The organism is Lysinibacillus sp. GW823-FHT06C08 (assembly GCF_058795135.1).
The window spans coordinates 254417-275946 of the sequence record NZ_JBXAHN010000003.1; the positions used below are offsets into that span (position 1 = coordinate 254417).

A 21530-nucleotide genomic window follows, 5' to 3' on the forward strand; every position below is an offset into this window, starting at 1 on the left:
GACACACTATGTGGCAAATAGCCATCGTATTGATGATTTATTTACCGCTCGTTATCTTAACGGGACATTATTTATATCGGGTTACATTACAACAAAAAACATGGCTTGATCCTCTATTAGATAAAGTAGACGCAGCAATTTATAAAGTTTGCGGCATTAAACGAGCTAATATGACGGGCAAAGAATATGTACTTTCATTAATTATTTCAAATGCCATGATGGTGTTTGTGGGATATATCATACTACGCATTCAAGCATTACTATTTTTAAATCCAAATAATATCAACAATATGGAAGCTACCCTTTCGTTTAACACGATTATTTCATTTATAACGAATACAAATCTTCAGCATTATAGTGGTGAATCTGGACTCAGCTATTTATCACAGATGCTAGTCATTACTTTTATGATGTTTACATCAGCAGCTACCGGCTATGCAGCTTGTATGGCTTTCTGTCGTAGGTTAGTGGCTAAAACAGATACAATAGGGAATTTTTTTGTCGATTTTGTTCGTGTTATTACTCGTATTTTAATGCCTTTTTCCATTGTTGTGGCTCTTATTTTAGTTTCTCAAGGATCACCACAAACCTTAAATGGCAATCAAACCGTACAAACAATTGAGGGCAAATTACAAGATATTGCACTTGGACCGATTGCTTCTCTTGAATCTATTAAACATATAGGGACAAATGGTGGCGGTTTTAACGGAGCGAATTCAACAACACCTTTTGAAAATCCAACCGTTCTTTCCAATATAGTAGAGATGTTATCTATGATGCTATTGCCAGGGGCATGTGTTGTCGCGTTTAGTCTGATGGTTGTCTCTAGAAAAAAGAACACTATTTTTGGCAAACAAGGGCTGGCTATTTTTACAGCGATGAGTATATTGTTCCTCGTAGGATTAGTGACTGTGTACATAGCAGAGAAGGCTGGTAATCCATTCATTAGTGAACTCGGCATTACACAGGAGCTTGGAAGTATGGAAGGAAAAGAAATGCGCTTTGGGGTAGCACAATCAGCATTATTTACGACTGTTACGACTGCATTTACTACTGGGTCCGTTAACAATATGCATGATACATTAACGCCACTTGGTGGCCTCGTACCTATGTTTAATATGATGCTCAATGTTGTGTTCGGAGGTAAAGGCGTTGGGCTGATGAACATGATGATGTATGTTTTGCTGACCATTTTCATTGCCTGTTTAATGATTGGTCGATCTCCACAGTTTTTAGGTAAAAAAATTGAAGAAAAAGAAATGAAATTAATTGCTCTTTGTATTCTAATTCATCCTGCTATTATTTTGCTATTTTCAGCGCTTGCGGTTGCAACACCATCTGGGATAGCTGGAATAACGAATCCTGGGGCACATGGATTATCACAAGTTCTCTATGAATTCGCCTCTGCCTCAGCTAACAATGGCTCTGGCTTCGAAGGGTTAGCGGATAATTCAACTTTTTGGAATGTCACAACAGGACTGGCTATGTTCTTTGGTCGTTATGTAACCATCATCATGCAATTAGCTATTGCCTCTTTACTTGCTAATAAAGTAAGGCATAACGATTCACTAGGAACATTAAAAACAGATACGACTACCTTTACTTTTTTACTCGTTGCTATCGTGTTGATGATTGGTGCGCTGACATTTTTACCAGCTTTAGCACTTGGTCCGATTACAGAGCATTTACAACTTTATTCTTAATGAGGAGAGACACATATGGAAACAGCAAGAAATAGTTTGATGACTGGTGTCATACTAAAAAGAGCGTTAATAGATGCTTTTAAGAAATTCAGCCCCATATATATGCTGAAAAATCCTGTTATGTTTGTCGTAGAGGTAGGATTTTTGTTTGTGTTACTATTAGTTCTTTTTCCAAATATGTTTGGTAACGATGGTGGAGAACATGCACGATTATATAATGGGATTGTAGCGATTATACTCTTTGTTACGATTCTATTTGCAAATTTTGCAGAGTCGATTGCAGAAGGAAGAGGGAAAGCACAGGTTCAAACTTTAAAAAAAACAAAGACAGTGACAGAGGCACGTGTTTTGCTTAATGATGGCTCTGAAATTTTTAAACTGGCACATGAATTAAAAAAAGGCGACATCGTGTTAGTTCAAGCGGGAGAGATCATTCCTAATGATGGTGAAGTTATTGACGGAATTGCTACTGTAGATGAATCCGCAATTACAGGTGAATCTGCTCCTGTAGTGAAGGAACGTGGGGGAGATTTTTCGTCAGTTACCGGAGGGACGACAGTTACAAGTGATTGGCTGATAATTGAAATTACGTCCATGCCAGGTGAATCATTTCTAGATAAAATGATAACGCTTATTGAAGGAGCTAGCCGAAAGAAAACACCAAATGAAATAGCACTCAATACGCTTCTCGTAAGTTTAACGATTATCTTTCTATTAGTTGTAGTGTCACTCTATCCAATGACAATATATTTACATGTGCCGATTTCTATCGCAACATTAATTGCCCTGACAGTTTGTTTAATACCAACGACGATTGGTGGTTTATTGTCAGCGATCGGTATTGCAGGAATGGATAGAGTAACGCAATTTAATGTTATAGCGATGTCTGGTAGAGCGGTAGAGGCATGTGGAGATGTGGATACATTAATCTTAGATAAAACTGGAACGATCACGTATGGAAATCGCATGGCGGCTGAGTTTTTACCAGTAAAAGGGGTGGAAAGTAAGGATTTAATTCGAGCTGCATGGCTTAGTTCTCTAACCGATGATACACCAGAGGGGAAGTCTATTTTATCATTGGCCTGCGAATTAGGGGTAAATACGGACGGTGAAGAAACAATTATTAAGTCAAGTGAGCATATTCCATTTACCGCACAGACACGAATGAGTGGTTTAGATTCAGTGGATGGCACTAAAGTTCGAAAGGGAGCTTCTGATACGATAAAAAAAGAATGTATGAAAGCAGGACATAGTATTCCTAGCAATTTGGATCAATTGGTTCAACAAGTGTCTTCTGTTGGAGGGACACCACTGTTAGTAGCGTTAAACGATAAAATTTTAGGGGTCATTTATTTAAAGGATGTCGTCAAGGCTGGATTGAAGGAACGCTTTGATCAACTTCGTGCAATGGGCATTAAAACGATTATGTGTACGGGTGATAATCCACTTACTGCAGCAGCAATCGCAAAGGAAGCGGGAGTAGATAGCTTTATTGCAGAAAGTAAGCCAGAAGATAAAATTCAAGTGATTAAAGACGAGCAGGCACAAGGTAAAGTTGTAGCGATGACTGGTGATGGTACGAATGATGCGCCAGCACTGGCACAGGCGAATGTAGGGCTTGCCATGAATTCAGGTACAAATGCAGCAAAGGAAGCTGCGAATATGGTTGATTTAGATTCAAATCCAACTAAAATTATTGAAGTTGTCGAAATTGGCAAGCAGTTGCTAATGACTCGCGGTGCTTTAACTACATTTAGTATTGCAAACGATATAGCAAAATATTTTGCTATTATTCCAGCTATGCTAATGGTTGCTGTACCTGAGATGAAAGCATTAAATATTATGAATCTCAATTCACCTACTAGTGCCATTATTTCTGCCTTAATTTTTAATGCGGTCATTATTCCATTGCTTATTCCAATCGCCATGAGAGGCGTTAAGTATAAGCCAATGAGTGCCGCAAAATTATTAAATAAAAACTTACTTGTGTATGGTGTCGGTGGAATAATAGCCCCGTTTATTGGCATTAAAATCATTGATCTACTAGTAGGACCATTATTTCGTATAGTTGGATTATAGGGAGGAAGCTATATGCGGAAAATTTTTGAGAGCTCTAAGCAGGCATTACTTATGACAATAGCCATGTTCATTGTATGTGGTTTAATATACCCGTTCGCCGTGACAGCCTTAGCCCAAGGGGTATTTCATCAACAAGCAAATGGTAGTTTACTAGAATTGGACGGTCAAGCGGTTGGTTCTGAATTAATCGGTCAAAATTTTACTGCGTCAGAATATTTCTGGGGGCGTGTTTCATCTGTAAACTATAATGTTTATACGAAAGAGGATACGCTACCAGATGACAATGGCCAAGTGAACTACAGTGGTGTTAGCTCAGGTACATTTAACTATGCACCAACCAATCCAGAATTGAGAAAACGGATAGAGGCGGATATCGAGAAGTTTCTACTTGCAAATCCATCCGTACATCGACAAGATATACCTTCTGATTTAATGACTGCCTCAGGCTCAGGATTGGACCCACATATTAGTGTGAAGGCGGCACAAATACAAGTGGATCGAATTGCCCAAGCAAGTGGGCTTTCAAAGGAAGAAATTAATAAAATTATAGAGGCCAATATAGAAAAACGGACATTAGGCGTATTTGGAGAAGATAAGGTGAACTTCCTTATGGCGAATCTAGAAATTAGGGGAGAAATGGATAAAGCTAAAGATTAAAAAAACAGGTAGAGGGCTTCTCTACCTGTCACTCTATATATTAAGCTTGTGAATTTACAAGGATTTTAATATGGTTTTTCTCTTTCATTAATGCCTCGAAGCCCTCTGTTACGACTTCCTCAAGAGCAATACGTTTCGTCACAAGTTTATCAGCAGGGAAGTAGCCTTGCTTCATTAATTCCATCACCGCTGGGAAAATATCGCGATAAGCAATAATTCCTTTAACAGAACGCTCTGTTAGTACGATATTGTTTGGCAGAATAGAGGCGTCAGTTTCCCAAATAGAAACAATAATTGTTTCACCTTCAAATGTTGTAGAATCTATCGCTTGCTGTAATACGACTGGAACACCTGTTACTTCAAATGCTACATCAACGCCACCATTCGTTAATTCATGTAGACGAGCTACTGCATCTTCATCTTTAGGATTAATAACAGCTGTAGCACCAAGTTCTAATGCTTTAGCGGCACGCTCTGCTGAAAGCTCTACTGCATATATTTCGGACGCGCCTGCTGCACGTAACGCTTCAATAACAAGGAGCCCGATTGGACCTGTTCCAAAGACCGCTGCCTTATCGCCTGCTTTTAATTTGCTTTGGCGTACTGCATGAAGGGCTACCGCCGCTGGTTCGACCAATGCGCCTTGCTCGTAGGAAAGTCCTTCTGGCATTTTGTGAACCAATTTTTCGTCTACCATTGTATATTCAGAGAATCCTCCTCCACCGCCTGAAAGACCGTGGAAACCTAAATGCTTACAAATATTGTACTTACCTTTTTTACAGGCAGCACATCCGCCACAAGATAGAATCGGTTCAACTACGACAGGATCTCCCACTTTTACGGATGTTACAGCATCACCAATTTCAACTACTTCGCCTGAGAATTCATGTCCCATTACAATTGGTGCGATATCTTTACTTACATAGTGAGGTTGCTCTACAGGAATAAAGATTGGACCAGCTGCGTATTCATGTAAATCACTTCCACAAATTCCTGTCCAATGTACTTTAATTTTTACTTTTCCAGGTGCAATGACTGGTTCTTCAATAGTTTCTACACGGATGTCTTTTGCTTTATACCATCTTGCTGCTTTCATAATCTATCAACCTCCTATAATATGTTACAGCCTCATCATAACATGTGGGAATAATGCTAATCATTAGCTCCCTATAAATTGACATAAAATTTACATATACCCAGCTTTTTCGAGTCTTGATACAGCGCTTTTTTGATTGCATATTCTTCGTATTTCAAGTACCTTTGATAAGGGCTTTGTTACGGTGATCATAAAACGATAAAATTATGTTTATGCTTGTAAGAATAGGATGTAAATATACCTTAAAGTTCGAATCATGGTACAATGAAAAAAGATGTTAGGAGGAACGAATGATGTCAAAATATACTGATTATAATTTTCAGCCATTTTTGCAGGACGCCATTGCAGAACTTGGCTTTACAGAACCGACACCAATTCAAAAAGAAATTATTCCATTATTACTAAAAGGGAAGAGTGCCATTGGACAGGCACATACAGGAACAGGGAAAACACATAGTTTTTTAATTCCGATTGTTCAACGTATCGATGTAGAGAAACAGGAAGTACAGGCCGTTATTACTTCTCCTACACGTGAGCTTGCACAGCAAATTTATGATGCATTAAGTCAATTAATAGAAGGAACTGCCATACAGGCAAAACTTTTTATTGGGGGTACGGACAAACAACGCTCTATTGATAAGTTGAAAACGCAACCTCAAATTGTTGTTGGAACACCTGGCCGTATTCGTGACCTTGTTTCAGCACAAGCGTTATTTGTGCATACGGCACCAATTCTAGTTGTTGATGAAGCAGATTTAGCTTTCGATATGGGCTTTATTGAGGAAATTGATGGATTTGCTTCCCAAATGCCAGAGAAACTTGAAATGTTCGTATTTTCAGCAACAATCCCAGAAAAGCTACAGCCTTTTTTGAAAAAATATATGGACGCACCTGTCCATGTTCACATGAATGATAAACGACCTGTGGCAGAGGGCATTGATTTTATGCTTGTACCAGTTCGTTCTAAATCACGAAATAAACGTTTATTAGAAGTCATCGAAGGCATCAATCCATTTTTGGCTGTTATTTTTACTAACACACGTAAAACGGCTGAGCATGTTGCTGGTTATTTAAATGAACATGGTATCCGTTGTGGACAAATCCATGGTGATTTAAGCCCACGTGACCGTAAGAAAATGATGAAGCAAGTTCGTGATCTCGAATATCAATATATTGTTGCTACAGATTTGGCGGCACGTGGAATTGATATTCAAGGAGTTTCTCATGTCATTAACTATGAAATTCCTGAGGACTTAGAATTCTTTATTCACCGTGTTGGACGTACAGCTCGTGCAGGTAATAAAGGAACAGCGATTACATTATTTGAGCCATCTGAAGAGGATGCAGTAGTGCGTGTGGAAAAAATGGGTATTCCATTTGTACAAATGGACGTTAAAGATGGAGAATGGTCCGAGTTAAAAGAGCGTCATGCCCGTAAAAATCGTGTTAAACAAGAGAATGAAATAGATGTAAAAGCGAAGGCATTGGTCCGTAAACCTAAAAAGGTGAAACCAGGCTATAAGCGTAATATGAAATGGGAAATGGAAAAAATTAAAAAACGTGAACGTCGTTTAAAAGCGAGAGGAAAAAAATAAGGGGGCTTTTTACATGCTACTTGGCTCACACGTTTCGATGAGTGGGAAAGAAATGTTACTTGGCTCTAGTAAAGAGGCATTATCGTACGGAGCTAATACATTTATGATCTATACAGGAGCGCCGCAAAACACACGTCGGAAAGCGATTGCCGATTTGAACATTATGAATGGACTGCTTCATATGAAAGAGCATGGCATGACTAATATTGTCGTTCATGCTCCCTATATCATCAATATTGGCAATACGGAAAAACCAGAAACTTTTCGTCTTGGGGTAGATTTTTTACAGTCGGAAATTGAACGAACAGCAGCATTAGAGGCAACACAAATTGTCTTGCATCCTGGTGCACATGTGGGTGCTGGGGCAGATGCAGGGATTGCCAAAATTATTGAAGGCTTAAATGAAGTATTGTCGCAAGAATATCCCGTCCAAATTGCATTAGAAACAATGGCAGGGAAAGGAACAGAATGTGGCCGTTCCTTCGAAGAGTTAGCAAAAATCATAGACGGTGTCACTCATAACGAACGTCTTTCTGTATGTTTTGATACTTGTCATACACATGATGCTGGTTATAACATTGTCGAGGATTTCGATGGTGTTCTCAACGAATTTGATAAATTAATAGGTGTTGATCGTATCAAAGTTCTGCACATTAATGATTCAAAAAATGTGCGAGGCGCTGCTAAAGACCGTCACGAAAATATCGGTTTTGGTCACATTGGTTTTGATGCCTTGAACTACGTGGTCCACCATCCACAATTAATGGCGATTCCTAAAATTTTAGAAACACCATTCGTACCACTTGCTAGTGATGCCAAATCAAAATCAGCTCCATACCAAGCTGAAATTGATATGTTGCGAAGCAGTACATTTAAGCCTGAGCTTATCGAGGCTTTAAAAGGCTAACAAAGAAGCCCAACATCTAGCCACAGTGCTGATGTTGGGCCTTATTACGTTATTTTGTAAAAAGTGCGATTAGCTGACGAGAGCGCTTTCTTCCTAAAACAGCCTCCACTTCAACTAAAATATCTTTAGGAATGCCTAAGAAAAGCCAGGAGAATGAGAATTGCTCCAAATAAGGCCGAAGTTTTTTTACTTCAGAAGTTGTAATATCAAAGCCCTCTTCACGAGCAATCGCGACAATTTCCTTATCCGTGCTTTGTGCCAATTGCTGTAAAAATTGAATACTCAAAGTCAATCCTCCTTTATAATATGGTTGATCAAATGATTTAAATAGTCGCCATTTTCTCATTCAAAAAGTAGCTATCTTCTTTTCTTTACAAAAACTGCACTTTCCTATATACTTACAACTTGTAAATCGTAATGATTTTGAATTAGAAAGAAGCGATCATGCATGAAAACAACATTAATTGACATTGAAAATGTGTCATTTCAATATGACTATACACAAGTTTTAAAAAATATTTCCTTTCGTGTAGAAGAGGGCGATTTTTTAGCGCTACTCGGCCCAAACGGTTCGGGTAAATCAACATTATTAAAAATCCTTTTAGGTTTATTAAAGCCTCTTTCAGGAGAAATAAAGCTTTTTGGTGAACCAAGTGCAACTTTTAAACATCGAGAATGGATCGGTTATGTTTCGCAAAAATCCAATGCCTTTAATTCAGGGTTTCCAGCAACCGTGCAAGAGGTCGTGAAAAGTGGATTAACGAAAAAATTAGGGCTTTTTAAAAGACCAGGACGAGAAGCTAAAGGAAAAGTTCGAGAAGCATTAAAGGCAGTTGGTATGGATGCATTTGAACATCGTAATATTGGTGAACTATCAGGTGGACAACAACAACGAGTTTTTATTGCGAGAGCTTTAGTCAGTGATCCCAAATTACTTATTTTAGATGAACCGACTGTTGGTATTGATCACGAGAACGTGCAGTCATTTTATGATATGCTGGCGAAATTAAATCGGGAACAGGGAATTACAATGATTCTTGTCACACATGATGTCGATACCGTATCTAATCGCATTAGCCATGTGGCTTGTTTAAATCAAACCATTCACTTCCATGGCTACAAAAATGAATTTGATAATATTTCTCAGGGTGCGCTAGATGCTTGGTATGGCCATTCTGTAAGAAAGATTCATTAGAAGGAGAAGGCACAATGATTGAAGCAATTTTACATTATGAATTTTTACAAAATGCCTTTTTCTCTGGATTATTAATAGGCATACTTGCCCCTCTATTAGGCGTGTTTATTGTAGTAAGAAGGTTATCGCTAATTGCGGATGCTTTGTCACATGTCACACTTGCTGGAATAGCAGGGAGCTTATATATTAGCCAATCTGTGACCGCCTTCGCTTTGCTCAACCCTATTTATCTAGGAATTTTAGCATCTGTTAGTGGTTCTATATTAATTGAGCGTCTAAGACGTTTATATAAGCACTATGAGGAGCTAGCTATACCGATCATTATGTCAGGCGGCATAGGCATAAGCGCTATCTTTATATCGCTTGCCAGCGGCTTTAGCACAGATTTAATGAGTTATCTGTTTGGCTCAGTATCTGCCGTATCACGCCAGGATCTATGGGTGGTGATTGGAATTGCTGGGGTAGTTATCCTCTTTTTGTTTTTATTTTTTAAGGAATTATTCGTTCTATCCTTTGATGAAGAATATGCAAAAGCAAGCGGCCTTCCAGCACGTTGGGTGCATTTATTGTTTATGATTGTGACGGCTCTTGTCATTGCTGCAAGTATGCGCATTGTAGGAATTTTACTTGTATCATCATTAATGACGTTACCTGTTGCAGCTGCAATGCGATTGGCAAAGGGCTTTAAGCAAACTATCTTTTATGCTATTGTTTTTGGAGAAACGGCAGTATTAATCGGCCTGATTAGTGCGTTTTATTTAGATTTAGCGCCAGGAGGTACGATTGTTGTCACTTCGATTTTAATATTGCTACTTGTGATCCTTGGAAAGAAAGTAGCATTTAAAATGGCTGCGAAGCAAGGGGAGGTAGCACAATGAATGTTTCAAGAGCGTGGGAAATTTTAAAAGAAAATGGTTATAAAAAAACGGATAAGCGGGAGTTAATATTAGATATGTTTGCTGCAACAGATAAATATCTAACAGCCCGTGATTTATTGGATGTTTTAAAAAAAGATTTTCCGGGGATGAGCTTTGATACCATTTATCGTAACCTTGCTACATTTGTGAAGCTAGGGATTTTAGAGGAAACAGAGCTATCTGGAGAACGTAATTTCCGAATGCACTGTGAATCTGCACATCATCACCATCATTTTATTTGTATGGATTGTGGCAATGTTAAAGAGCTCAACCTTTGTCCGATGGAAATGCTAGGAGAAAAGCTTCCCGACTATGAAATTGAAAATCATAAGTTTGAAATATATGGGAAATGCCCGGATTGTAAGCATGAAACTCTGTCACATTAAAAAATGGACAGAGTTTTTTTTATGTAAGGCTCTGTTAAAGAATAATGTTGAAAATTAATAACTTTTAAAAGCTTGGCGGTAAATCTAAGCATAGAGGGATAAGTAATGAACAAGTCTGTGTTCTTGTCGCTAGAGACCGAACTAAAGCGACCGTTTCAAAAGTAGCGTGTTTGGGGCGTGTGGTGAAAACAAAGGTTGATGGTATGATAGGCTCTAAATTATCGCCTAATAATGTACTTATTACAGATGCTTGGAGAGCCTATAAAACTTATGCAAATGAAAAAAGAATAGAGCATTATCGCATTAAATTAGACGATGAAAATTACGTTATTAAAGGTTTGTACCATATTCAAAAGTTAACGGACTTCATTCGCGTGTAAAGCATTGGATAAATCGTTTTAAAGGCGTAGCTACTAAATACCTTGATAATTACCTTGCTTGGTTCTTATATATAGATAGTCATAGTAACGAAAGTACAAAACACAATATCAAAGAATTTCTATTGACATCATTTATTTTTGAAATGACTGAAACCTATCGAAGCTTGCAGATATCGAAATTCAATGTGTAATATTTAATTAATTCTTAGGCAATTTACTTGAACAACTAAACAGCAGGGAGTTTATGAAAATGAGTATGGCAACTTATATTGGATTAAATTTTACAGTAAAACTAAATGAATATTATACAGAGGATGAGGTTGAAATAGATTATGTTTTCTCTAAAGAAAAAAATCGTAATGTAGTTAAGCAGAAGCATTTTACTAAGCCCTATATTTATGAAGTATCTGAAAAAGGTCATCCTATTTGGGAGATGAATGAATATCAAAAGACTTATTCACCACACAACTACGAAAAATCCAAAATAACTTTTCTTTATTTATGTCACTTACTAAAAGGATTGCTTCCACAAGGCGATTTTTGTGAAGTTTTTATTTGTTGGTTAGGTGAAGAAGATGAAAAACGTGAGGATGAGTTGAAAATTAATTTAAATGACCTACAAATTGAAGCAATTGATATATATGAAAAATGCTTTATTCGAATAGAAAACTAAAGGCTCAACTCAAAATGAGCATAGCACTTTTTCTTATTAAACTTATTAAAGTAAGTAGTGTTAGTTGAATAAGAATGAGAAACCTCAACAAATCAGGTTCCCATAATAATTTTTAAAAAATCAACAATTAAATTTAACAGAGCCTTATGTAAAAGAAAGGGTAGTTCCAAATAGGATGTACCCTCTCTATTTTTATTAAGCTACTGCTACTTTACGAATCGCAACAATTTGATTGCAGTCTACAATTAAAGGAGAAGTAGCAGCCGCACCTGCTTCAAGGAAGTAAGCACAGCAATTGCGTGGATCGAAAGAAATGAAAGTCACACCTAAGAAGCTAATACCTCCAGATAAAAAGATATCTAGTCTAGTCGCAAGCTCTAATTTCCGTAATTGCTGACAAATACAGCCTCTACAGTTACTGCTCATTCTTGGTGTACATTTTTCTTCTTTTTGACAAGGGCATTTTTCTTCTTTACGTGGACAACATTTCTCTTCTTTTTTTGGACATTTACAGCCTTGCCAGTTCATCTGTGTTGTATATCGTCTATCTTCCATCGTCCAGACCTCCCTTCCTCTATTTTCGTAAGGGTATCCTTACAGTAATAATCTATGTTTGGTAAATAGATTGAGGCTGGTAATCTGTCCGATAGTCCGCTTAAAAATCTATATTTTTCTCAAAAGAATAGGCTATGTGCAAAGCCCTAAAAGAAAAATTTGCTATAAAAATTTTATAATGATAGTTGTATGGGGATAGATTATCATCGACAAACAAAAAAAGACGAGTCATTACAGAAACGTAAATCATCGTCATTTTTTATAAGATTATTGATGTTTTTGTTGGAAATCGACCATAAAGTCTCTTAAAGCTTCACAAGCCTCTAATGGCACAGCATTATATGTTGAAGCACGACAGCCGCCTACAGAACGATGGCCATTTAGCCCTACAAAGCCAGCTGCTTTTGCTTCCGCTAGGAATAGTTTTTCAAGTTCCTCATCGGCAACGCGGAATGTAATGTTCATAAGTGAACGGCTTTCTGGAGTTGCATGCCCCTTATAGAATCCATTGCTATTGTCAATAGCATCATAAATAATTTTAGCCTTTAATTCATTGTGCTTCTCAACTGCAGCGACTCCACCATTAGATTCTACCCATTTCAACACTTCACCTAGCATATAGATACCAAATGTAGGTGGTGTATTATATAAAGAATTACTATCAGCATGTGTTGTATATTTAAGCATTGTAGGGATATTTTTATTCGCTTTTTCAAGAAGATCTTTGCGAATAATGACAACTGTTACACCTGAAGGACCTAGGTTTTTTTGAGCACCTGCATAGATGAGTCCAAATTTTTGAATATCAATTGGTTTTGAAAGAATATCACTAGACATATCGGCCACTAAAGGTACATTTCCTGTATTTGGATAATCCTTCCACTGTGTACCGTAAATAGTATTATTAGAAGTGATGTGCACATAGGCATCATCCTCATTAAATTGAATGTCTGCTAGGGCAGGAATATGGCGGTATTGGTTCTCTTTTGTACTAGCAGCTTCCACAGGTGTACCGAAAAACTTTGCTTCCTTGAATGCCTTCTCAGACCAAGAGCCTGATAATACATAACTTGCTTTTTGATCAGTAGATAGGAAGTTCATTGGCACCATTGTAAATTGCAGGCTAGCCCCCCCTTGTAAAAATAAGACCTCGTAATTTTCTGGTATCGCATATAGCTTTTTCAATAAGGCGATAGCTTCGTTATGTACTTCGTCAAAAATGGCACTACGATGGCTCATTTCCATAATCGACATACCTGAGTCACGGAAGTCTACTAATTGTTGTTGAGCTTTTTCTAATACTTCTTGGGGCAGTGCAGATGGACCTGCGTTGAAATTGTATGCACGTTGTGTCAAAGTGGGTACACTCCTTGTTTGATTAATAAGTGAAATTTTTATCCAGTGGCTATAAACTGCTGAATATACATTGTCCTGATCGAGCTTTAATCGTCTAAGAGACATCATTAGCTATAGGACCATTAAAGCGGGATAACAGAACTTTACTGGATTATAACTTAATTTTCAAGAGAAAAAATAAAATTCTTAATATTTGAGCAGAATAGCGACAACCTCGCAACAAAATGTACACAATTAGCAGGAGTTTTTAATTCAAATACGAACGAAAAGTACAGTTTTATCAGGAATAAAGTTGGAATTTTCGTAATTGAAATAAATTTCATCCGTTACAATCCATTTAATGTTCGGATTTTAGTAGCTGCGGAAAAGGGCATGCTCGTGGAGATATGGAACGGCTAGAATATAAAATATAACGTTTATTTATGCAGACGATGAATCAATATGTACGATAGGATTTTAAATAAACCCATTTTAAAGTGAGCTTTTGTATAATAAATAAAGAATAGAAAAGGGGTGTTCACGATGTTTACAGTAGAAGAAGCTTGTTTAGTAGTCGTTGACGTGCAAGGAAAGCTAGCAACAATTGTTGATGAGAGTGAAGCAACGATTGCAAACATTGCTAAGCTGATACAAGCAATGCAAGCACTGGAAGTACCTATTTTATGGCTAGAACAAAATCCGAGTCGTTTAGGCGGTACAGCACTTGATATAGCACAACATCTTCAAGGACAAGCAATTGCTAAAATGGCTTTTAGTGCATGTGAGGAAGAGGAATTTGTGAAAGCGATGAAGGAAAGTGGACGTTCTCAATTTATTGTCACTGGTATTGAAACGCATATTTGTGTTTACCAAACAGCTATACAACTAAAGGAACAAGGATTTGAAGTTGAGGTAGTGGTAGATGCTGTTTCATCTCGAACAAAAGCAAATAAGGAAGTCGGATTAGCTAAGATGAGTGCCCTTGGTATTTATCCAACTAGTATGGAGATGATTTTATATGAGCTTTTGCAACGAGCAGACCATGAACATTTTAAAACAATTTTACAGCTTGTGAAGTAATAGACATAAATGACCCCATTGGTCCGTGTTCAAAAAAATAGTAATAACAATTTTTGCTTTAAATAGGAAATTACCAAAAAATATAGCTTTTATAGAATAAATCCGGGATGCCTGATGGGTCTATAGACCTTTTTTGGGCATCTTTTTTTATAAAGAATATTTAAAGTATGACTCTACTCATATAAAAGCTTAGCCTTTCTAATTATTGTATACTATAATATAAAATCGGGATTTCATAATAGAAAAATAACTATTAATGAGGAAGATGACGATGATAAAAAATTTTAAATGGTTTTTGTTAATAGTTAGTGTTGTTTTTCTTTTAATATGCTGTACAGAAAAAGAGGTAGCGTTACAAAAAGTGCCTGCTACTTCACCGACGGAACAATTTGTCATCGAAGATTTAATGAATGGAAAAGGTTTATTACGCACAGATATAGATACCCAAAAGGATGTGTTTTTATCTGAATCGGTTGGTTTATGGCTTGCCTATCTAGTAGAAAAAGATGATCAGGCACGTTTTGATGAACAAGTCGATGTCTTGAAATCGTATTTTTTGTCAAACGACTTTATTGTTTGGCGATTAGATGGTACTAAAAAAGCTTCTGTCAATGCACTGATTGATGATTTACGTATCATCCGTGTTTTACTGGATGCCAGTGAGAAATGGCATGATTCAGATTATGAACAATTGGGTAAACAAATTGGAGATAATTTGATTCAGTATGGGATGAATCAAGAACTGTTTGTCGATTATGTCGATGTTAATAGCCATGATAAAGCAACAGCTTTAACCATGAGCTATATTATGCCATCTGCTTTTTATGAAATGGAGCAGCATGGTCTATTATCCCAGCAACAAGTTCAACATCAGTTAGACATTTTACAAAATGCCCCAATAGCTGAGGCAGGATTTTTCCCAAAATATTTTGACCTTGCCACTAAAAGCTATGTGTTCGACGAGGAATTGCACATGATCGATCAATTATATACGGCCTATCATCTTGCTTCGATGGATGGGGACACAATGCCATTTAAAAACTGGCTATTAAACCTTTTGAAGAGAGACGGTAAACTCTATGGTCGTTACAGTGCCCAAACGAATCAACCGACCGTTAACTTTGAATCGCCAGCTGTTTATGCCATGGCAGCAAGATATATGCTGGCATTAAACGAACAGCAATTAGCTCAGCAATTCATGGAAAAGATGACAGCTCTAAAAGATCCTTCATCAGGCTATGTCGATAAACATACAAAGTCAACGCATAGTTTTGATAATTTACTACCACTATTAGCAGAAAGGGAGGTAGAAAATGCGTACCACAATAAATAGAAATAAAGCTATTTTAGGTTATGGAATATTACTTATTTTATTGTTACAATTACCAGCTTATTTTTTACTCCGTCAGGATGCTGAAGGCTTATTATTGTACTCCTTTTTAATGATTCTCATCGTACTTACACTTTGGAGAGGGACAGTATTTGGTCTTGTGAGTAGCCTCGTCTTTATTTTTATTACAGGCTCGACATTACTATATACAGGAATAGCAGGAGCTGTAATTTTTCTAAATCCTACTTTTTCCATGCAAATGTTTTTCGCCTACGGGATTCTACTATTGATCCTCATTCTTTGTGCTGGAAAGGTGCATGAATTAATGAGTGAACAGGGAAACTATTTAAAAAAACTGCAAGAGGATGTTAGAAATTATGTAGCCATTGATGTGGAAACAGGATTTGATAATGAAACGAGAATGCGTATAAGCGTCAATGAAGAAATGCGTAGGGCAGACCGACATAAACATACTTTTGTTTTTATGGTTTTAAAGCTTGAAAATTATGATAAATTCCAAAAGCTGTATGGTGCAAAAGAGGTACAGCATTTATGGCAACAGCTTTCCCAACGAATTCAACAAACGGTCAGACAAACGGATAAAAAGTTTCGGTTTCGTGAAAATCATATAGGGTTGTTGCTAATCGATACAACAGACCAGCATATGGAAGTCATTTATGACAAACTAGATCAAGCATTAAAAAATCATCAATTGGTCAATGGCAAATGGGTCACACTCAATTATAAAACAAGCTTTATGACCTATCGACCATTGATGGAAACAACATTTGATGAGCTTTTAACAGAATTGGAAAGAGAGATGAAAACAAGTGCGCTCTAAATACAACTTATGGTTCGCCATTGGAATGCTTTGTTTTTATACTTTCATATCAAGTGAGACAGCATTTGCTGCACAAGATGACAAAGACATAGCATTAATCTTTGTCACAAGTACTCAGCAACCAAATCGTGATGTTATAGCATTGCAAGAGATGCTTCAAGTATATACGTCCGTGGATGTTTTAGCGATTGAAGAAATAGAAGAGCAGATGCTGCAACGTTATAAACGGATTGTTATTTTTAACGCGTATCCAACAGTTATTCCTGAGAAGGCTTTAGCTGCTGTGAATCATTTTCAAGGTTCTGCGATTTTGATTGGTGAAAATGCTCTTCAATTCAGCCCATTTGCTAAATGGCAGCAAGGTCAAATAATTGAGCTCCGAACAATTGGGGAAGAAAGTTTAGACAACCCTGTAAGATGGAAAAGTGTATTACCATCTGCTGATTTCGAAGTCTTGAAAAGAGCCTCCTCAATGAATGAATCCTATCCTTTTGTTGTTAAAAAGAACAATTGGTCGTATATCGGAGATTTTGTGAATAGAGGAACCTTACAATATCAATGGCCTACCCTCATGGGCGATTTATTGCAATTACCCAAGCCTCAGTCACATCCAGCTTTTATTGTTGTATCAGATATTAATATGAAAACAGATGTGGGAAAGTTAGAAAAGGTAGTGAAGGCATTCACTAAAAATAGGGTGCCGATTGCACTTGAAGTAACACCTATATTAATGGATGAATATGAAAAAAATATATATTACTTACATGATAATAAAAAATTATTAAGTTATTTGCAAAAGCTACAAAATGAAGGTTATCCATTTATCCTTTCTTCCACTACTTCACCTGAAAATAATCTTGATTATTTAGCATTACGGAATATTTATCCATCTATAAGCCGTGATGAGAATAGCTTATTTAAAGGGAGTATCCCGGAAGATAGTCCATCATTATATATCACAAAAATGGACAACCGCACCATCTATCCAATGACAGTAGGGATCATTCCTGATACAGACAGCAATCCTTTATATACTGTCAAACGAAAAATAGACTTACTATTACAGGTTCCTAGTTCCATTATCGGTATTCAATATCCTGCTTATGTAAATTCTTCTTATGCTCAAGAACTTGTTGATGTGCTAAAAAGACATCCGCAAATAGAACTCATGAATTTCCGACAAACAAACCAACAAGTAAAGTCAGAGAATGTTTCCATCGTCCAACATAAAGATGGTGAACAGACCATTGACTTATCTTTTTCTAAAAAAGAGCGTTTAAAAATTTCATTTGATGAACGGCCATTCGAATTAATTTTATGGATCCTTGTCTTTGTTGTATCCTTGTTTGTTACATTATTTTTTATAAGTACCTTACGATTACGAATTACATTGCGTAAGAGATTATTTGAGGAGAGGAAGACAAATGGCTAATCTATTATTTTTTATTTCACTTTTCCTCATTTGGATTATGCTGCTCTACCACATGTTTTTAATGGAGGGGGGCTATTTACATTTCCGTTCATTTGAAAAACCAATCGATGAGTGGTCTAAAAAAATGACTCATGTACCCTCTGTCAGTGTTTTTATACCAGCTCATAATGAAGCACTCGTAATTGAGCAGACTTTACGGGCTATGTCTCGTTTGTATTATCCTAAAGATAAATTAGAGGTGATTGTCATTAATGATAATTCCTCTGATGAAACTGGTGATATTGCCAAGCAGTATGCTGAAAAATTTCCATTTATTCGAGTGATTGAAACCGTGGAGCCTAACAAAGGGAAGGGCAAATCTTCGGCATTAAACTCTGCGTTAGCTGATTCTACAGGGGACATTGTAGTGGTCTATGATGCAGATAATACACCTGAAAAAATGGCAGTTTGGTACTTAGTAATGGGTCTCATAAATGACCCAAAAGCTGCGGCCACTGTAGGGAAGTTTCGCGTCATTAATGCGACTGAAACTTGGTTGACAAGGTTTATTAATATAGAAACGATTTGCTTCCAGTGGATGGCTCAGGGTGGTCGTTGGAAATGGTTTAAGGTAGCAACCATTCCTGGTACTAATTTTGCCATTCGCCGTACAGTTTTAGAGCAGTTAGGTGGATGGGATGTAAAAGCATTAGCAGAGGACACAGAGCTGACTATCCGTGTTTATAACTTAGGCTATCATATTCGATTTTTCCCAAAGGCTATTACTTGGGAGCAGGAGCCCGAGACATTAAAAGTTTGGTGGAAACAACGAACAAGATGGGCAAGGGGCAATCAATATGTAGTTCTGAAGTTTTTAAGTCAATTTTTCACCTTAAAAAGAAAAAGTATTATATTTGATTTATTTTACTTCTTCTTTACGTATTTCTTATTTTTCTTTGGCGTTATTTTATCCAATGCTTTATTTATTATTAATTTATTTTATGACATTGGTTTGACCGTTGGCGATATTGCCCTTGTTTTATGGGTTTTAGCCTTTTTACTATTCTTAGGAGAAGTAATGATTACCTTAAGTATTGAAAAAACTGAAATGAATAGAAAGAATTTCTTATATGTCATTCTTATGTATTTTACGTATTCCCAAATGTGGATTGTACTAGTCGTATGGTCATTATTTTTAGAAATAAAGCGCATGTTTACTGGGCAAGAAGTGCAATGGTATAAAACAGAACGATTTTCAAAGCAAACAGATAAAGGAGCGGAATAATGAGAGCCAAATTTTTCTCTATACTTTTATTTTTTATAGGCTTTTTATGTATTACAAATGACGCTGTTGCGGCTACCATTACCGTAGATGATAAAACAATGGCGATAGAAGGCAATCAAAAGCAAAACAAGCCTTTATTATCACAGCCAATTGAATTACAGGGTCCATCCTCATCAAGAGATTTTTATTATAATCTAGTAGATGATGTGAAACAAAATGGCCAGCAGGCTACTTTTCAAATTCAACATTCAGAGCTACTTATAGCACCATCCTCGTTTACCGTGAAAGTGGATGATGTAGCGGTCAAAACGGTGCCATTGAAAGCAGATTTACTTAAGCAAACGATTGTCGTTAATCTTCCAAAAGAGGCTTTATTAAAAGGGACTCACAAGATTACTGCAAGTTTTTATGGAATTCTAAAAGAAGGTATTTGTGTGCCACCTGGTAATGCCGGTAATTGGTTACGTATCGATATACTATCTTCCATGTCAGCTTTTAGCGAGGAGAGCCAAGCATGGGCATTAACTAGTTATCCAACTGCATTTTTGAGTTATGAGGGATATGCAACAACAGTTATTTTACCAAAGCAAGCTTCTGAAGCAACTTTAAACAGTGGATACCAGCTCTCTGCTTATTTATCAGAGCATGGTGATACAAATGTTCAGATTAAACGTGAAGATGCGGTCAATCAAGTGTCTGGGCCTATTGTTATCTTAGGCGCACAAAAGGAATTTAGTACAAGCTTATTCAAAAATGTATTAGATAAAATCAATGTTAGTGACGACACCATGACATTATCTATGCAGGAATTACTTAATACAGATTCAAATGAACGGGTACCTATTTTGGCTGTGACTTCAACGAATGGGAAAGCGATTGAGGAACGATTATCCTTTTTAACAGAATCTAGATTATCCGGGCAATTAATAGGAAATACATTAGCCATTAAAGATTTACCGAAAATAGACAGTACTTCAGATTCAACCATTTCCTTTCAGCAGTTTGGCTTTGAAAACCAAACCTTGTCTAGCCAATTAACTATGACCCCACATTATTATGTGTCCTTGCCACAATTAGAGGCCAATAAGGAAGCGGTCATGCGATTAGTGTTAAAGAAATCAGCTAGTATACCAGACAATCATGATGATGATCGAAAACTTGAATTGATTGCCTATATCAATAATGTCCCACATTCGGTAGATTTACGAAAGCTAAAGCAAACTACTACAGATATGTATGAGGCTTTACTACCTATTCAAACTAATGTTCTTAATCAACAATCTATGACAGATATTCAATTTGAAGTAACAGGCTTTCAATTAGAGGACCCATGTGAAACAACGAATGAACGTTATTGGTTATATATAGATAGTGCTAGTTCTTTATCGATCACTAAAGATGCCACTGAACCAACCTTTACTTTACGTGATTTTCCGAATTCCTTTCATGATCATACATTAATGGTGATTCCTAATAATGAAAGCATGGATGATGTAAAGATGCTATCTATGTATAAGGCATTAATGATGAATGGCAAAATGGCCAATATCACACTTATGCAGGACAAAGATGTCACCGAAGAAGCTTTACAAAAGCATGCGGTCATTTTTATGGGAGACATGAAGCAGCTGAAATGGCTATCCAAAAATGCTAGCCAAATTCCAAATTCTTCTGAACAACTAATTCAACAAGGCTTTTTACCTGAGGCAATTGGTCAATATGCTTATATGACTAAAAACTTTTGGCAGAACACTCAGCCATTATTATGGATACAATCGTTTGAGAATGCCTCTATTAAAGGAGACTTTTATGCACACTTGAAAGAGACTGATTCACAAGCAGGTGCAGCAATTGAAACAAAAGAGGGGCAATTTGTCGTAGCAGTAGATCAAAACGTTAATAATACTGATGTGAAAACAGATAAAAAAGGTGAAATTTCATTGGTCCTAATTGCCGAATTTATAGGATTAATAATTGTCATTGCAGTGATCCTATATGTCATCCTTCGCAAAAGAAAGAAAAATCAAGTGCAACAATAAAAGCAAAGTCGCGTTAAGCGTAGGCAAGCTCATTGAATGTTGAGTTTGCCGTTTGCCTACAGTCTT

At 36.9% G+C, this 21530-nt stretch carries 19 protein-coding genes and 1 pseudogene; 16 read left to right on the top strand and 4 right to left on the bottom strand.

The genetic code is table 11. The annotated features are described in order from the left end of the window. The first annotated feature begins 8 nt into the window (after window positions 1–8). Genes kdpA through kdpC form a run of 3 tightly spaced genes read left to right on the top strand, consistent with a single transcriptional unit; the run spans window position 9 to window position 4439 of the window. The gene (gene kdpA, locus AC1Q6O_RS11325; RefSeq protein WP_089986136.1) at window positions 9–1703 is read left to right on the top strand and encodes a potassium-transporting ATPase subunit KdpA; all 1695 of its coding nucleotides are present in this window, start codon (window positions 9–11) and stop codon (window positions 1701–1703) included. 15 nt (window positions 1704–1718) lie between these two features. Next, the gene (kdpB, locus tag AC1Q6O_RS11330) at window positions 1719–3782 is read left to right on the top strand and encodes a potassium-transporting ATPase subunit KdpB (RefSeq protein WP_107922105.1); all 2064 of its coding nucleotides are present in this window, start codon (window positions 1719–1721) and stop codon (window positions 3780–3782) included. A gap of 12 nt (window positions 3783–3794) precedes the next feature. Continuing rightward, window positions 3795–4439: a potassium-transporting ATPase subunit KdpC gene (gene kdpC, locus AC1Q6O_RS11335; protein WP_089986135.1), complete on the top strand. Its 645-nt coding sequence runs from the start codon at window positions 3795–3797 to the stop codon at window positions 4437–4439. 40 nt (window positions 4440–4479) lie between these two features. Here kdpC and AC1Q6O_RS11340 read toward each other — a convergent pair whose 3' ends face one another. Continuing rightward, the gene (locus AC1Q6O_RS11340) at window positions 4480–5535 is read right to left on the bottom strand and encodes a 2,3-butanediol dehydrogenase (RefSeq protein ID WP_492401222.1); all 1056 of its coding nucleotides are present in this window, start codon (window positions 5533–5535) and stop codon (window positions 4480–4482) included. Between the two features lie 293 nt (window positions 5536–5828). Between AC1Q6O_RS11340 and AC1Q6O_RS11345 the strand changes: the two genes are divergently transcribed. Continuing rightward, on the top strand, window positions 5829–7130 hold the full coding sequence (locus AC1Q6O_RS11345; RefSeq protein ID WP_089986133.1) for a DEAD/DEAH box helicase: 1302 nt from the start codon (window positions 5829–5831) through the stop codon (window positions 7128–7130). 13 nt (window positions 7131–7143) lie between these two features. Beyond that, the gene (locus AC1Q6O_RS11350) at window positions 7144–8037 is read left to right on the top strand and encodes a deoxyribonuclease IV (RefSeq protein ID WP_492401224.1); all 894 of its coding nucleotides are present in this window, start codon (window positions 7144–7146) and stop codon (window positions 8035–8037) included. Window positions 8038–8086: 49 nt separating this feature from the next. Here the strand turns inward: AC1Q6O_RS11350 and AC1Q6O_RS11355 are convergent, their stop codons facing one another. Next, window positions 8087–8323, bottom strand: a complete 237-nt coding sequence (locus tag AC1Q6O_RS11355; RefSeq protein ID WP_012295215.1) for a Nif11 family protein — start codon at window positions 8321–8323, stop codon at window positions 8087–8089. 162 nt (window positions 8324–8485) lie between these two features. Between AC1Q6O_RS11355 and AC1Q6O_RS11360 the strand changes: the two genes are divergently transcribed. The 5 genes and pseudogenes from AC1Q6O_RS11360 (at window position 8486) to AC1Q6O_RS11380 (ending at window position 11588) form a co-directional block, all read left to right on the top strand. Further along, window positions 8486–9232 carry a metal ABC transporter ATP-binding protein gene (locus AC1Q6O_RS11360; protein WP_089986131.1) on the top strand — a complete coding sequence of 249 codons (747 nt, stop codon included), beginning with the start codon at window positions 8486–8488 and terminating at the stop codon, window positions 9230–9232. Window positions 9233–9246: 14 nt separating this feature from the next. Further along, on the top strand, window positions 9247–10110 hold the full coding sequence (locus AC1Q6O_RS11365; RefSeq protein WP_043990478.1) for a metal ABC transporter permease: 864 nt from the start codon (window positions 9247–9249) through the stop codon (window positions 10108–10110). Then, window positions 10107–10535, top strand: a complete 429-nt coding sequence (locus tag AC1Q6O_RS11370; protein WP_008178397.1) for a Fur family transcriptional regulator — start codon at window positions 10107–10109, stop codon at window positions 10533–10535. The genes AC1Q6O_RS11365 and AC1Q6O_RS11370 overlap by 4 nt, the downstream gene beginning before the upstream one ends. Window positions 10536–10603: 68 nt before the next feature. Then, window positions 10604–11106 (top strand): annotated as a pseudogene (locus tag AC1Q6O_RS11375) (IS1595 family transposase); the annotation flags it as partial. A 59-nt stretch (window positions 11107–11165) separates the two neighbouring features. Beyond that, window positions 11166–11588: a hypothetical protein gene (locus AC1Q6O_RS11380; protein WP_492401227.1), complete on the top strand. Its 423-nt coding sequence runs from the start codon at window positions 11166–11168 to the stop codon at window positions 11586–11588. 195 nt (window positions 11589–11783) lie between these two features. Here the strand turns inward: AC1Q6O_RS11380 and AC1Q6O_RS11385 are convergent, their stop codons facing one another. Next, window positions 11784–12143: a hypothetical protein gene (locus AC1Q6O_RS11385; RefSeq protein ID WP_008178390.1), complete on the bottom strand. Its 360-nt coding sequence runs from the start codon at window positions 12141–12143 to the stop codon at window positions 11784–11786. A gap of 267 nt (window positions 12144–12410) precedes the next feature. Then, window positions 12411–13499 (bottom strand): 3-phosphoserine/phosphohydroxythreonine transaminase, encoded by a 1089-nt coding sequence (gene serC, locus AC1Q6O_RS11390; protein WP_089986129.1) that lies wholly within the window; start codon window positions 13497–13499, stop codon window positions 12411–12413. 522 nt (window positions 13500–14021) lie between these two features. Here serC and AC1Q6O_RS11395 point away from each other — a divergent pair. The 6 genes from AC1Q6O_RS11395 to AC1Q6O_RS11420 all read left to right on the top strand — a co-directional run bounded on the left by AC1Q6O_RS11395 (window position 14022) and on the right by AC1Q6O_RS11420 (window position 21464). Next, window positions 14022–14558: a hydrolase gene (locus AC1Q6O_RS11395; RefSeq protein ID WP_090002531.1), complete on the top strand. Its 537-nt coding sequence runs from the start codon at window positions 14022–14024 to the stop codon at window positions 14556–14558. A gap of 271 nt (window positions 14559–14829) precedes the next feature. Continuing rightward, on the top strand, window positions 14830–15891 hold the full coding sequence (locus AC1Q6O_RS11400; RefSeq protein WP_239355465.1) for a glycosyl hydrolase family 8: 1062 nt from the start codon (window positions 14830–14832) through the stop codon (window positions 15889–15891). After that, complete coding sequence (locus AC1Q6O_RS11405; protein ID WP_008178382.1) at window positions 15872–16729, top strand: diguanylate cyclase domain-containing protein; 858 nt, start codon at window positions 15872–15874, stop codon at window positions 16727–16729. Before AC1Q6O_RS11400 ends, AC1Q6O_RS11405 begins: the two co-directional genes overlap by 20 nt. Beyond that, window positions 16719–18161 carry a DUF2334 domain-containing protein gene (locus AC1Q6O_RS11410; RefSeq protein WP_342530009.1) on the top strand — a complete coding sequence of 481 codons (1443 nt, stop codon included), beginning with the start codon at window positions 16719–16721 and terminating at the stop codon, window positions 18159–18161. The genes AC1Q6O_RS11405 and AC1Q6O_RS11410 overlap by 11 nt, the downstream gene beginning before the upstream one ends. Next, window positions 18154–19425: a glycosyltransferase family 2 protein gene (locus AC1Q6O_RS11415; protein WP_008178379.1), complete on the top strand. Its 1272-nt coding sequence runs from the start codon at window positions 18154–18156 to the stop codon at window positions 19423–19425. Before AC1Q6O_RS11410 ends, AC1Q6O_RS11415 begins: the two co-directional genes overlap by 8 nt. After that, window positions 19425–21464 (top strand): cellulose biosynthesis cyclic di-GMP-binding regulatory protein BcsB, encoded by a 2040-nt coding sequence (locus tag AC1Q6O_RS11420; protein WP_089986126.1) that lies wholly within the window; start codon window positions 19425–19427, stop codon window positions 21462–21464. The genes AC1Q6O_RS11415 and AC1Q6O_RS11420 overlap by 1 nt, the downstream gene beginning before the upstream one ends. Window positions 21465–21530 lie beyond the last annotated feature (66 nt).